General features: G+C 44.6%; 12 protein-coding genes. 5 read left to right on the top strand and 7 right to left on the bottom strand.

Annotated features, from left to right (window positions below):
• Positions 1-127: 127 nt before the first annotated feature.
• The 3 genes from RDK53_RS11570 to RDK53_RS11560 all read right to left on the bottom strand — a co-directional run bounded on the left by RDK53_RS11570 (position 128) and on the right by RDK53_RS11560 (position 3,671).
• The gene (locus RDK53_RS11570; protein WP_308515035.1) at positions 128-511 is read right to left on the bottom strand and encodes a DUF4411 family protein; all 384 of its coding nucleotides are present in this window, start codon (positions 509-511) and stop codon (positions 128-130) included.
• Complete coding sequence (locus RDK53_RS11565; protein WP_308515033.1) at positions 508-1,632, bottom strand: ImmA/IrrE family metallo-endopeptidase; 1,125 nt, start codon at positions 1,630-1,632, stop codon at positions 508-510. The genes RDK53_RS11570 and RDK53_RS11565 overlap by 4 nt, the downstream gene beginning before the upstream one ends.
• A gap of 443 nt (positions 1,633-2,075) precedes the next feature.
• Entirely contained in the window at positions 2,076-3,671 is a 1,596-nt protein-coding gene (locus RDK53_RS11560) for an AAA family ATPase (protein ID WP_308515031.1), read from the bottom strand.
• A gap of 269 nt (positions 3,672-3,940) precedes the next feature.
• Between RDK53_RS11560 and hemB the strand changes: the two genes are divergently transcribed.
• Entirely contained in the window at positions 3,941-4,951 is a 1,011-nt protein-coding gene (hemB, locus tag RDK53_RS11555; protein WP_066594985.1) for a porphobilinogen synthase, read from the top strand.
• 342 nt (positions 4,952-5,293) lie between these two features.
• Here hemB and RDK53_RS11550 read toward each other — a convergent pair whose 3' ends face one another.
• Positions 5,294-6,187 (bottom strand): AraC family transcriptional regulator, encoded by an 894-nt coding sequence (locus RDK53_RS11550; protein WP_308515028.1) that lies wholly within the window; start codon positions 6,185-6,187, stop codon positions 5,294-5,296.
• Between the two features lie 163 nt (positions 6,188-6,350).
• On the opposite strand from RDK53_RS11550, the gene RDK53_RS11545 reads away from it, so the two are divergent.
• The 4 genes from RDK53_RS11545 to RDK53_RS11530 all read left to right on the top strand — a co-directional run bounded on the left by RDK53_RS11545 (position 6,351) and on the right by RDK53_RS11530 (position 9,084).
• A complete protein-coding gene (locus tag RDK53_RS11545; protein ID WP_308515026.1) occupies positions 6,351-6,836 on the top strand; it encodes a cupin domain-containing protein in 486 nt (161 codons plus the stop codon).
• A 12-nt stretch (positions 6,837-6,848) separates the two neighbouring features.
• Entirely contained in the window at positions 6,849-7,574 is a 726-nt protein-coding gene (locus tag RDK53_RS11540) for a carboxymuconolactone decarboxylase family protein (RefSeq protein ID WP_308515024.1), read from the top strand.
• The gene (locus RDK53_RS11535) at positions 7,571-8,038 is read left to right on the top strand and encodes a cytochrome P460 family protein (protein WP_308515022.1); all 468 of its coding nucleotides are present in this window, start codon (positions 7,571-7,573) and stop codon (positions 8,036-8,038) included. Before RDK53_RS11540 ends, RDK53_RS11535 begins: the two co-directional genes overlap by 4 nt.
• A 74-nt stretch (positions 8,039-8,112) precedes the next feature.
• Positions 8,113-9,084, top strand: a complete 972-nt coding sequence (locus tag RDK53_RS11530) for an alpha/beta hydrolase (RefSeq protein ID WP_308515020.1) — start codon at positions 8,113-8,115, stop codon at positions 9,082-9,084.
• A 36-nt stretch (positions 9,085-9,120) separates the two neighbouring features.
• Here RDK53_RS11530 and RDK53_RS11525 read toward each other — a convergent pair whose 3' ends face one another.
• Genes RDK53_RS11525 through RDK53_RS11515 form a run of 3 tightly spaced genes read right to left on the bottom strand, consistent with a single transcriptional unit; the run spans position 9,121 to position 13,005 of the window.
• The gene (locus RDK53_RS11525; protein WP_281523654.1) at positions 9,121-9,750 is read right to left on the bottom strand and encodes a response regulator transcription factor; all 630 of its coding nucleotides are present in this window, start codon (positions 9,748-9,750) and stop codon (positions 9,121-9,123) included.
• Positions 9,731-11,542, bottom strand: a complete 1,812-nt coding sequence (locus RDK53_RS11520; RefSeq protein ID WP_308515017.1) for an ATP-binding protein — start codon at positions 11,540-11,542, stop codon at positions 9,731-9,733. The genes RDK53_RS11525 and RDK53_RS11520 overlap by 20 nt, the downstream gene beginning before the upstream one ends.
• Complete coding sequence (locus RDK53_RS11515; RefSeq protein WP_308515015.1) at positions 11,539-13,005, bottom strand: FAD-dependent oxidoreductase; 1,467 nt, start codon at positions 13,003-13,005, stop codon at positions 11,539-11,541. Before RDK53_RS11515 ends, RDK53_RS11520 begins: the two co-directional genes overlap by 4 nt.
• Positions 13,006-13,138 lie beyond the last annotated feature (133 nt).

Below are 13,138 nucleotides of genomic sequence, written 5' to 3'. Positions count from 1 at the left end.
AAGAAAAGCTTGTGATTCTCGCGATGATCAAGTTTTTTCAACTTCTCAAAAACGGAGTACAGTCCAATGGATTTACATCCAAATTTTCTGGCTACGGCTGGTAACTTGGGAGACTTACAGTTGGCGTCTATATCAGTTTTTTTAGAGTGACAATGGTTGAACCGCTGATACTGGCGTGTGCTACAAGCCACGGATCTGCTCCATCCAAAAAAGCATCGACTTTCCTTTCCCATTGCGGCTGACTCACAGTATAAGTGCAGACTTCCTTGTATTTTGTCATCTCTTCTGGTGACGGACTCTTTACTTTTGGCTCCCACAGCGCAACTCGTTGGCTGAGTTCGTCTCGTCCTTTTCTTAATTCTTCATAGACTCGCCGATGCAGAATAAAGGTTCCGTTATTTATTCCCAAATCCAAAAACTTCCAAAAGCCTGGGTGAAATTGTGGATCGTAGTATGAATTTTTGGATGTAATGAATACGTTGGCATCCAGAATATATTTTTGTTCTATCACAGTCCCATCTCCAAGGCTTTTTTCTGAATCGTATTTGCACTGTATAGAGTTAAGCGCATTGCTTCAGAAAAAAGAATCTCTCCCGAATAGGCTGCTTTTATGGCATTCTCGATCAATAACTTTCCTAGGCGAGCTTGTAGAATCACGGTGTAACTGGGCCCTCCTTTTCCTTTTTCTTTTGGTTTACTGAAAGCAAGAAGTTTATTTAATTCTTCATGGAAGAAAGCATCCGATATGAGATGCAACTCATGAGCACGACGAATTATCACCCATTTGCTCACACAAAACTCTTCGGCCAGAGAATCTAGCAGTTCTAAGGTCTCTTGAGAATCTCCCCTCTCCCAGCAATTTCTAAAATCCTTTTCGGGGACCAAATACTCTACAGTGATACGGTCACAAAGTCGTTCTACACCGCGAGCGCTACCATCACCTCCAGATATGCCCGTCTCCCCAAGCAAGATATGACAAAATTCATGGATCAAAGTAAAAATCTGCGCCTTGGCCGAGTCGTTTTCATTGATAAAGATCAGAGGACAGTACTTGTCACATAATGCGAATCCTCGGAATTCCTCGCTATCCAACTTATGTTTTATAGAGTTAAGCACATGGCTACTTTTTTGGATTAACACCCCCAAATTCTCGATAGTATGGAGAAGGTTCCTAAAGCGATTTTCCTGGCTACTAAGCTTCTTTTCTCCCAGGAGCTTCTTTAGTATGTTTGCTCCTTCTTTCGGAGTGTTATTTCGAGAGAGAGCTCCTTCATATAAAAAAGGTTCTGCGTCCGCATTTTCTAAACGTTCACTGAGGAAGGCTTGGCACTCTTTTGCGTGCTCAATCGTTTTTCTTAGGCCTAAACTAATTTCTTTTACCGGGTGGTTCCCTTTTGTTCTGAAATCCGGAAGTAATGGTATTTCCTCTGGAGGAGAAGGTAAGCAAAAATAACCAAAAGGTACAGACAGCTTATTGGAAAGCTTCTGAGTTTGTGTGATTGTCGGCTTTCGTTTTCCTTCTAACCAGCTCTGAATAAAAGTAAATTCTTTGACTAGATCTCCAGCAGTGTATCTGGCTCTCTTAAGAGCCCAGGCTAAAATTTTCTCATTAAAAACAATAAATTCGCTCATCTTCTTCAACCTGTTAACTTCAATAGAACCTCTGCAGACAGCTTTATTATTTTTAGAGAAGTCGCAATAAGCTAATTTCTTTCAGAATATATCTTCTGATTCTAGAGTATCACAGGTCAAAAGCAATACGTTACTTGTAGTGCGAAGACTGAGATTACCTGTTTATAAAAAGACGTGGCTAGAGCTTCGAAAGTATGTCGTGGGTTCGGCAGTTCCGAGGAGCAAAGCCAACTCAAGGCCATGTGGAGTTATAAGGTTTTTTCCATAGCAAGGTCCGGACGAGAAGAGGACACGTAGTTTCGAAGCCAAGAACCTTTTTCTTGGCAGGACAAATAAGGAGTTTTTCGAAGGATAAAGTCAAAGGAGTGTCACTTTCGTCCTTCTCTTGCAATTGTTATGAGCTCTGCACGGCAGGTCCAGTGCAATGAAGAAACTCTTGTTCCTCAGCATTCCTCCCAACGAACAAATTCTCTTTTGTCTAGTCTATAGACCAAAGCCACGCGGATTTTTTCAAGACTAGAAACTTGCTCTCCGTGCATCCTTTCTTCAATCTGGCGGACTGCTTCATCAAGTTTAATTTGGGCATCTTCATTTCTGTGAGAGATTTTGAACTCAAGGATCCAATGCATATTGGCCACACCAACTTCCAAATTGCTTCGGCCATGAGAGTTGCGACGTTTCACGATTGGATCAAGGCCTGCGGCAACAAAATAGATCTGAACAAAAGCTCTGACGGAGAACTCATCCCTGACTAGAAACCGATGATAATCAATGGAAAGAAAAAGTCGATTAAGAATGTGGAATAACGATTCGGGACCGTCTTCAGACAAAACCTGGTCAATGGGACCTGCGCCGACTTGTCCAGCTACGCGCCCGTCAAGCAGTTGCTCCATGTAAAGTTGAGCCATCGCTCTTCTGACTTCTTTGTTTGGATAGCCGACAAAAACAGTAGTTCCGTATTTTATGGTCTTAATTGTGAGATACCCTGCTTGCGTCAACAGTGCTACATCGGTCAAAGCGTTGAGATCAGTAGAGTTTCTAAGGACATTCAGCGGCAGAGTTTGGTCTTTTCCATATTCTTCAGGATTCCTAAAGGAACTGGTATGTAATAAATTGAGAAGTACGCTTGGGTTACCTCCGCTTTCAAACCAATAGTCCTTGAGTCCCCGGATAGGAGAAGAAAAGAACTTTAATAGGGACCATGGAGAAAAGACTTTTTGTTTGGCCGTTTCCTCGAAACAGAAACCATCGTAGTGTTCAACTAACTCTTCTAATAACTGAGCTTTATCTTTTTGAAGAACTTGAGAGGCACTCTCAAGGAAAGCTCCAAAATATTTTTGTACTTCTTCACATGTAAAGCCGAGAAGGGATCCGTACTCAGGTGAAAGTGAAATATCCGACAAGTCATTGAGTTCAGCGAAGAGGCAGGTTTTATTGAATTTCGTAATTCCGGTAATAAACAAGAATCTCAGAGCATTATCATTTGTTTTAAGAACCGCATAGAACTCGGTTAACTTGCGGCGCACATATTCAAACTTATCGGCGTTGTCCAAGCATACGGTGAGCGGAGCGTCATATTCGTCAATCAAAATTACAAGTTGATTAACCGGTTGTGTTTGCAGCCAATTCGACAACTGTTCGGTTACGGAAAAGACACTATCCTTCTGGTATGAGAAACCAGCAGGCCGGAATTTACGAGCAAGCAATGATGTGAGTTTTAGGGAGAACTCGTCAGTCTCTCCAAAGTCCCTCGTCTCCGAAAAATCAAGTCTGACAACCGTATATTTTTTGTAATCTTTCCATTTCTTTTCAATGGCTAATCCTTTGAAATCTTGGACACCGTTTTCAAATAAAGACACAAAGGTTGAAACGAGTAAGGACTTACCAAATCTTCTAGGGCGGGTTAGGAAAAACTTAGCCCTTTCGGAGGCGAGCTGGTAAATATATTCGGTTTTATCAACATATATTTGGGCAGCATCGCGTAAGGCTAAGAATGAAGAAGTTCCTAGCGGTAACTTTTTTATTAAAGGTTCTTCCATTTTTACGTCTAAATCTTCTCAATTTCATTATATGATTTGCTCCATTGCAATTTTGTCCGTTAATCAAATGAAAGATAACCATGGGACAGAAGAGGTTTACTAAGACATATATTCGTTCTCAAAGCACGGATGACGGCCTTGAGTCTTCATTTTGAAGATGTTCTTAATAATCGACTTCCCTGAAGAGAGAGCCATTCCGCCTTAATAAATTCTTCAAAAAAATTGACTATCATTAAAAAGTTAATCATTGACTCTTACCGTTAAAGAAAATGCAAACTTTAGGAAAATACCCATCCGTAAGAATGAGAAGAATGAGACATGATGATTTCTCCCGCAGATTGATGCGTGAAAATCGTTTGAGTCCCGATGATTTAATCTATCCGGTATTCGTTGTCGAAGGGGAAAACAGAAGAGTTCAGGTTCCTTCTATGCCCGGCGTAGAAAGACTTTCTTTGGATTTGTTGACTAAGAAAGCTGAAGAATGCGTCAAACTTGGAATTCCTGTAATGGCTCTATTCCCATCTATTGACGACTCTCTCAAGACCCCGGACGGCAGTGAAGCTGCAAATCCAAACGGATTGATTCCTCGCGTTGTTCGCTCTCTCAAGAAAGATTTTCCTGAACTTGGAATCATGACAGACGTTGCTCTTGATCCATACACTACCCATGGACAAGACGGCTTGATCGATGAAACCGGCTACATTCTCAATGACGAAACGATTGAGATGTTGGTTAAGCAAATGCTTACTCATGCTGAAGCCGGCGCCGACATCGTTGCTCCATCCGATATGATGGACGGCCGCATCGGCATTATTCGTGATGCTCTCGAAAGCAGAGGTCTGATCCACACCAAGATCATGGCTTATTCTGCCAAGTATGCTTCTTGCTACTACGGTCCGTTCCGCGATGCCGTCGGCTCCAGCTCTAACTTAGGTAAGAGCAATAAAGCCGTATATCAGCAGGATCCTGCTAATTCCAACGAAGCCTTGTGGGAAGTTGGTCTTGACTTGGCCGAGGGTGCTGACATGGTGATGGTTAAACCAGGTTTGCCGTATTTGGACGTTCTTTGGCGTGTTAAACAAGAGTTCATGGCTCCGACATTCGCCTATCAGGTCAGCGGTGAGTACGCCATGATGAAAGCCGCCTTCCAGAACGGATGGCTTGATGAAAAGAAGACTGTTTTAGAATCTCTCTTGTGCTTTAAGAGAGCAGGTGCCGATGGCATTTTGACTTACTTTGCTGTCGAAGCCGCAAGATGGCTCGCTGAAGACAGACTGTAAAACTATTCTGTTTTCAATTCTCTACCCGCTCAGTGCTAGTTCTCGAGCGGGTTTAATTTTTTGTGCTTTTTCCAAAATGAATTCTGTCTTTCCTGGTAGATGAGCCGGATTAGATTTTCGTTTTCCTGGAGGTTAGGAGGTGTTTGAACCTCAAATCCGAGTTTGGAAGTTAAAGAGTAAAAAAAATCCTTCGATATATTGATGCCCAAGGATTCGAAGGATTTTTAAATTTTTTCGCTTGTATTCCTACAAAAGCTTGTAGATAACAGGCGTATCAGAGGTTTCTTTCAGATCATTTATCGCCAGCCTAAAAGTCATGAAAGCTTCAAGACTGTGGTCCGATTATTGAGAGTTAAAGTTTAGATCTTGAAGAGGAGTGGCTTTGAAGAATGACTTATAGTCGTGAGTAAACTGGGACGGACTAGCGTAACCTAGTTCGAAGGCCACGGCAGAGACTGATTTTCCACCGACAAGAAGCAAGCGTCTGGCCTCGTAAAGTTTGAGGAATTTTTGAAACTGGATAGGGCTGTATCCGGTTAGCTGCTTAAAATGTCGATGGAAACTGGCCTCCGACAGGTTGACTTCAGAAGCAAGTTCTTCGATGGCGAGCGTTTCTTTAAAACGTTCTTTGATTATGGAGACAGCTTTTTGGATTTGACCGGACCTTTTCTCTAAGGCACATACCGCTCTTACCCAAGCTCCTTGTTTGCTCAAGAGTAGTCGGGTGTGGATTTCTTTTAGCAGAGTATCTTGTAAAAGCGCAATTTCCAACTTGCTTTTGCGACCAAGCTCTAAGAGACGAAGAAAATTTTCAGCCATTTCATCTGAACATGGGGCGACAGCCATGGCGCTGACATTTGGTACCGCCGGTTGCTCAGGAAGATTACGGCCCAAGGATTGAGCGCACAGGCTATTGAGCAAATTTCGATCAATCGTTATCACCGCAGAGATGAACGGTTTCTCTGGGGAGGCCTCTTCAATAATCGTCTGACTTGGCAAATCTAGACAAGTCACCACACAGTCTCCGGAGCCGTAGACATATTCTTGATTTCCTAATAAGGTTTTTTTACGGCCTTGAAGCACCAATGCCAAGTACGCCTCGTTAAAAGACCGTTTTTCTCCTTTCTGAACTCGATGCATGACTTGCAGTCGATTAATACCGGTTTCATTTGCCCCAACTCTGGAGGTGTAGCCAAGACAGAGGTCTAGCAGCTGCTTTTTTAAATTTTCTTTCATAGCAGTCCAGTTCTAATGCGCCTAAGACATTTTAAGTCTCGGAACCTTACTTTGAGAGTTTTTAGCAAGTGATTGATGTTTTTTAGATAGTCGCAAAAAGCGGAATTTTTAAGATGTGACTATGGAAATCGAAGTCACCTTTTTGTTTATTAAGGAGAAAGACATGATCGATAAAAAACTTATTCTCATTTGTGCGGCTTGTTTTCTGCCGGGTTTGTGTAGTTCTACTGAATTAGCTCATCAAATATCACAAGCCGGATCTTCTGCATCCAATGTTGGATCTCACGCCACTTTTACCGGAAAGGTTCGACATGACTCTATAAGTCGTCCTGACGCGGACAGTCCGTACAGTGTCTCCTACGTCACATTTGAACCTGGTGCTCGTACTTTCTGGCATACCCATCCTGCCGGGCAAAGAATGCTGATTGTTTTTGGCAAAGGTCTTATTGGTGATGAAAACGGAAATGTTCACGTTGTTCGTCCCGGAGACAATGTTTGGTGTCCTCCCGGTCTAAAGCATTGGCACGGGGCAGCACCTGATACAGCAATGGTTCACATGGTGATCACCAACATGAAAGGCGGGAAAAACGTTACTTGGATGGAAGAGGTATCGGATAAAGACTACACGATGACCCCAAGCAATAAATAAGGAGGAAATGATATGACGCGATTAACGCTTTTGAAGGCAGCAACAATTGTTAGCAGCACTTTGATTCTTTCGACAACAGTATTTGCATCTGAAAACTTAAGCCCTCGGCAGGTCTCAATTATCGAGATCTCTGCGGATACGGCTAGCGGAAATCTCGAAGCATTGAAAAAAGATTTGGTTAAGGGGTTGGAGTCTGGATTGACAGTCAACGAAATCAAAGAAATTCTTACTCAGCTGTACGCATATACAGGATTTCCAAGAAGTTTGAATGGAATCAACACCTTTATGGACGTTATGAATGTTCGTCAAAAAGAAGGAATTAAAGACGAGATAGGCAAGAAGGCAAGCCCTCTGCCGAAAAATTTGAACAAGGATCAATTCGGGGCTCAGATGAGAGCGCGCATTGGTGGCCGCAAAACCATTCCAGCCCCGTCCGGTTATCAAGTATTTGCTCCCACGATTGATACGTATCTAAAAGAGCATCTCTTCTGCGATATTTTTATTCGGGACAATTTGGATCATCAAAGCCGAGAACTAGCAACGGTCGGAGCTTTGGCAGCGATGAAAGGAACCGAAGGACAACTGAGATTCCATTTGAACGGAGCTCTGAATATGGGAATGACGCCTGCCCAAATGAAGTCTTTTGCCAACGTGATTTCTCAGCATATGGGAGCAGAGAGTGGGAGCAGAACCTCACAGGTTTTGGAACAGGTTTTAAGTCAAAGAGGTGATAAATGATGAATAGATTATTTGTCAGCGTCGCGTTGACGGCAGTAATGTCTAGCATTCAGGCCGCCGGAATCGAGCTTCCGGAAACTCTTTCAGGGTGGACCCATTACACAAACGGCAGCCGAGGCTCATTAACTGAGGAAATGTACATCAATAATGATGCACTACAGCAAATGTCGCCATCGGATAAGGCATTCCCGTATGGGACTCAAATTCTCTTGATTGAAAAGTCAGGATCTAATGATATTACCCGCTACATTTTGATGAGAAAAGAAAAGGGCTGGGGCGCTAAGTATCCGATCTCTCTTCGTAATGGCGAATGGGAATATCAAGCTTTTCACGGAGACAGAACACCGTTTGCAGAACATGAAGATCCTGTTTCTCGTTGTTTGTCCTGCCATTTAGGAGCAGCAGCTAACGACTATGTATTTTCCGCTGATCGTGTTCGTTCACTTCTTTCACGCGAGAAATAAGGAGAGCGGAGATGCTTAAGAGAAGAGAGTTCATTGGCACAAGTTTATTTTTAGCGCTTCCATTTGGAGGATTTATGAAAGAATCTGCCGCGGCGGTTCAAGTTCCGGATCCGATCGTAAAGGATGGTGATAATTTTTACGAAAGCTCTGCAGTTGACGCAAAGCGCGTCACATTCAAAAACTGCATTGGCATGGAGCTTGTTGGAAATCTTTACGTTCCAAAGAATTTAGCGGCCGGTACCGGTTACCCAGCGATTGTAATCAGTCATCCTTTCGCCGCTGTTCGACAACAAGCAGCAAATTTGTATGCTCAGAAGCTGGCTGAATTAGGTTTCGTGACGCTCTCTTTTGACCAATCTTTTTGGGGAGAGAGTGCCGGAGAGCCGCGGGGTACCGTCCTTCCCGATATTTACGCAGAGAACTTTAGTGCCGGAGTGGATTACGTCGGTTGCCTGCCTTATGTGGATCGAGAAAGAATCGGTGTGCTTGGTATTTGTGCCGGAGGTGGTTTTGCTTTAGCCGCAGCTAAAATTGATCCGCGTATCAAAGCCGTTGCAACTTCCAGTATGTACGATATGGGTGAGTATTTCCGTACTGGAATTGCGGGCAATAGAGACGGGAAACTACGAGCAGAAGATTTGGCTAAAGCGGCCCAGGTCAGATGGAAAACGATAGATAGCGGAAATCCGGTTTACGGGCCAGGACAAAATGATCCCGTGTTTCCTGAAGCCAAAGAATCCAATGACTTCTACCGAACAAAACGCGGATTTTACGAGCCTAACGATCGTCGATCGACGCCAGCCAGTTATGCCAAGTTCATGAACTTTTACCCTCTCGAAAATCTGGAGGCGATTTCTCCTAGGCCGATTCTCATCGTTGTCGGAGAGGAAGCTCCATCGAAATGCTACTCACAAACCGCATTTGAGAGAGCTTCTGAACCCAAAGAGCTCCATGTTGTAAAAGGAGCTAATCGCACAGATCTTTATGACCGAGTCGCTTTGATTCCTTGGATGCGGTTCGACGCTTTCTTTAAGAAGAATCTTTAACATTCAATAAGGAGGAAAAAGATGCTGTTCTCTGACTCAAGAGTTTACGGCAGCTTCTAATTCCTCCTTTATTAGGAAGAATTTATCCTTCAATTGCTCTGCTGAGTTCACGCCCAATTTTCGATAGGCTGCGGCCCTGTGATTTTCTACGGTTCTGGGAGAGAGGTTCAACCGTTCCGCAATGCTTTTATTGGAGATGTCCTGGAAAATTAAGCCGATAATCTGTTTTTCCCGATCGGTAAGTTTCTCGGCAAGCAAGAGTAAATCTTGAGGATTGTAGAGGTTACCGGTCCTAAGCTGATCCAATTTGAGGGCCTCTTGCACTATTTCTAAGAATTTGTCGGCATTGACCGGTTTTTGAAGGAAGTCCAACGCTCCTTTCTTGACGGCTCCCACCGCAATATCAATGTCTCCGTGGCCGGATAGAAAGATAATCGGATGAGGATATTTGCGTTCAATCAGAATATTCTGAAGTTCAAGTCCGCTCATGCCCGGCATGCGAATGTCAAGAATGATGCAGCCCGGTACCGAGGCTGCGTCACCGGCTAAAAAAGCTTCGGCACTTTCGTAAAGCTCGCTCTCATATCCTTCGGACATGAGCAAATATTCCAGACCATTTCTAACGGAAGGATCGTCTTCTACTACTCTAATTATTGTTTTGGGCATTTTGTTCTTCCTGTTGATTATTCTTTGAAGTAATGAGCGGCAGGAGAATCGTCACCTTTAAGCCGCCTTGTTCACTCTTTGAGAATCGAATCTCTCCGCTGTGAGCTTGGACAAGCGTACGAATGATGGATAGGCCGAGACCCATCCCTTCCGCTTTTGTCGAATCGCCAATGAGAGAGATTTCTTTAATTTTTTCTTCTGATAATGCCGGACCTTTGTCCCAAATTTCAATCTGAACATAAGGTCCAACGTTGGAGACTTCCATCCACGCGACCGCACTCTTAAGCTGAGACTGGGCTTGGGCCGCATTGCGAAGCAAATTGGTGAAGATAAGTTCCAACTCGAATTCTTCGCCCCGAATAACATGGTCACCTCCGTGATCCATGAAATGGACAGGCATGTCTCCGACGCTGGTGGTTTGAAAGTCTGCAATGGACCGCCGAAGAATTTCTTTTAAATCCTGCTGATTTTGTCGGGAGGATTTGTTCTTAGCGTAGTTTCTCACTTGCTCGACAATGGCGCTTGCTCGTTCGGCTTCAGCTTCTATTCCTTCAATACCTTTATCAATAAAAGCCTTCGCTTTTTCCGGATTTTTAAGGAAGCGGCGTAAGCCGTTGGCATAGCAGTTAATCGCATTCAGAGGCTGTCTGAGTTCATGGGCAAAAAGACTCGACATCTGGCCGATAACCGAAATTTTTTGAAGTTTCTCATAACGTCGGTTAGCCAGATTGGCTTCTTTATGAAGAAGCTTTTGCTGTTCTAAGGCTTTTGATAGTTCTTCAGTTCTTTTACGGACAATAAACTCGCTTCGGATGCTGTGAAGAATCAACAATAGGATGAAGGCCGCAGCAACGGCAAACCATTTCCAATAAGCTTTGGCGAACTCGGTAATGGTTTGAGAAAAGTCTTTTTGCCAAGGTCCGTTTCTAAGATTCTGAAGAATTCTGTCGATTGCACTGAAGTCAGTTGCTACTCCCCAGGTCATACCGTCCGTCTCATCCATACTGAGCAAAGCGGTTGTAATGGTCTTCGATTCATAGGGAGACAGGCTGGGCATCGAAATGACAGTGATGCCGGGGAAAGGCGCTGCAGAATGCATACAGGACAAGGACTCGTCCTGTCTGGGAAGAAGTATGCGGAGCCAACCTGTATTGTCTGCCGTCTGTTGACTGTAGCGTTCCAAAGAACAAGCGGGGACGACAGCTAAGTCTGCTTTTCCTTCTTTTAGCGTACGGAGTACATCGCTGATATTGGCCGGTACATAGAGGATGTCCTTAAAAAAATTATCGGGCTTGACTTTGAGCTGCTCGGCAATCGTGCTTAATAAGGACGCAAGCCCGGAAAGTCCGAATTCTTTACTCGTCACAACCGTCTTCCCTTGCATTTCCTGCAGGGTAGTGGCTTTCGTTCTTTCTCCGTCGACTAGGAAGACACTCGATTCCGCACGGTTGGTATTGGTTGAGTTCTCATGGTCAAGAGAGGCGATATCACGTGCACCCTGAAGAATATAGGTTCGGGCAAAGCTGCTCGGAGCAATGACTAAGTCCAGCCGGTTTTCTTTAATTTCTTTGGCGAGCTCTTCGTCATTTAAAAACATGACCCGCAGCGAGTAGCGGGAAGTCAATGCACCTTGCAAGTCGGAAATGGTTTTAATTAGAAAATCTTCATAGTCACTGAAGGTTCCGGAGGTGGAAATGCCGATCTGGACGACTCTTGAGTTGACATTCGACAGCGCAGTCATCGAATAAACGCTGAATACAACCGAAAAGACCAGGAGGAGAAGTTTTTTCATTGCCTTTCCTCCCGTAAAGCTTTAGCGGCCGAGAGGCCGGCAATTCTTCCGAAGCCGAAGGCTGAGGCCAAGGGTACGCCCATCGCTGCGGCTGCCCCATGCACACCTCCCGTGACTTCTCCCGCAGCCCAAAGACCGGGGATTGGTTTTCCGGATTTGTTAAGGACTTGAGCATCTTTGTTGATTTTTAGTCCCCCGTAGGTCCCGAGAAGAGCTGGTTTAACCGGGATCACATAGAAAGGCGGCTTGACAATTGGGGCCAGTCTTGCCTTCCCTGTAAGGTCCTTCCGGTAAAAGTCAGGATCTTTTCCGAGTTTGGTGATAGCCTCGTTATACATGTCGACCGTGTCTTTGAGTCCTACCGGATCGATGTGAGCGTTCTGAGCTACCTCCTCGACGGTCTTCCCGGAGAAGACGGGTAAATTGCCGATTTTGCCCGTACCCCAAAACTCTTTTAGAGGACCTGAGGCGTTAGCTAGCCTGGAAACCGTTTTACGGATTTCATCATCAAAAACCAGATAACTCTTTGCTTCATGCTGCTGAATGACTTTCCGTGCGATTTCCTTGTAGGGGGCAGATTCGCTGACAAAGCGAGCGCAGTCATCATTGACAATAACCGGACCGTAGTAATACGCGAAAGTCATGTCTTGATAGGAGGAAGGATTGTCAGTGAAGGCATAAGAGGCTTTAATGTGTTCGAGATCAGCGGTAGCCGCTCCAACCCTAATCCCCATTTTTAATCCGTCCCCTGTCAAGCCGGGAGGCGCGATGGTTGCTACATTCTGCAAACCTTCTTGCACCGAACCCAAGAGGGACTTGTTTCTTGAAAATCCTCCGGAACACAAAACAACGCCCAGAGAGGCAAAGGCTTTTCTGTCGGCTCCCGCTCTAGTAAAGACAACTCCTTTTATTCTGCCTGTAACCTCATCTTGGATAAGGTCTTTAACGGGACATCCGGTCCAAATTTTGACGCCGAGAGACAAGGCTTTTTTACGCAGAAAAAAGATGACTTCAGGCATATCGAATTTATGAATTCTTCGCACACCCTTTTCTGCAAAAAACGCGGCGGGACGGATGCCGTTGTGTTCAAACCAAGCCATTTGTTCCCTGCCGGCAGGAAGCATGGCTTCGAGCAGACTTTCATCGTTTTTGCCCAAGCCTTCGGATTTTAGGTAGAGGACCGCATCATGGTCGGAGTCTTGAACCCCTCGACTGGTTTGAGAAGCCGTGCCGGTGGCAAACCAGGTTCCTCTTGCGATAAGAGAAGAACCTCCGATAACCGGATTTTTCTCTAGAACAAGGATATTTTTGACGCCGTTTTCTGCAGCAGTACAGGCGCAAGTGAGCCCGGCTGCACCGGCCCCCACGATGATGAGCTGAAAATGATCCATAGGAGATGAAGCCCAGCAGAGCGGGCTTAGAGCCGTCAGAGCGGCGGTTCCGATCAGTTGTCTTCTTCTCATTTTTAAGCTTGGGATTCGTATGAGTCCAATTTAACCGCTTTCCTTTTTCTGTCAAACCATGGTTTTTACTTAGACATTAAAAAATCTGAAGAAAGTTTGATCAAGGTCAAACTACCTAGGTAATGACTTTGGA

Source organism: uncultured Turicimonas sp. (assembly GCF_902477955.1).
Classification (GTDB): Bacteria; Pseudomonadota; Gammaproteobacteria; order Burkholderiales; family Burkholderiaceae_F; genus Turicimonas.
The sequence above is the reverse complement of the archived record's forward strand: the minus strand, read 5'-3'. Positions and strand labels throughout refer to the sequence as shown.

Coding starts and splice junctions, on each gene's coding strand:
- RDK53_RS11530 (WP_308515020.1), top strand. CDS start 8,113: ATGAAAGAATCTGCCGCGGCGGTTCAAGTTCCGGATCCGATCGTAAAG.
- RDK53_RS11560 (WP_308515031.1), bottom strand. CDS start 3,671: ATGGAAGAACCTTTAATAAAAAAGTTACCGCTAGGAACTTCTTCATTC.
- RDK53_RS11565 (WP_308515033.1), bottom strand. CDS start 1,632: ATGAGCGAATTTATTGTTTTTAATGAGAAAATTTTAGCCTGGGCTCTT.
- RDK53_RS11535 (WP_308515022.1), top strand. CDS start 7,571: ATGATGAATAGATTATTTGTCAGCGTCGCGTTGACGGCAGTAATGTCT.
- RDK53_RS11520 (WP_308515017.1), bottom strand. CDS start 11,542: ATGAAAAAACTTCTCCTCCTGGTCTTTTCGGTTGTATTCAGCGTTTAT.
- RDK53_RS11515 (WP_308515015.1), bottom strand. CDS start 13,005: ATGAGAAGAAGACAACTGATCGGAACCGCCGCTCTGACGGCTCTAAGC.
- RDK53_RS11550 (WP_308515028.1), bottom strand. CDS start 6,187: ATGAAAGAAAATTTAAAAAAGCAGCTGCTAGACCTCTGTCTTGGCTAC.
- RDK53_RS11525 (WP_281523654.1), bottom strand. CDS start 9,750: ATGCCCAAAACAATAATTAGAGTAGTAGAAGACGATCCTTCCGTTAGA.
- hemB (WP_066594985.1), top strand. CDS start 3,941: ATGCAAACTTTAGGAAAATACCCATCCGTAAGAATGAGAAGAATGAGA.
- RDK53_RS11540 (WP_308515024.1), top strand. CDS start 6,849: ATGACGCGATTAACGCTTTTGAAGGCAGCAACAATTGTTAGCAGCACT.
- RDK53_RS11545 (WP_308515026.1), top strand. CDS start 6,351: ATGATCGATAAAAAACTTATTCTCATTTGTGCGGCTTGTTTTCTGCCG.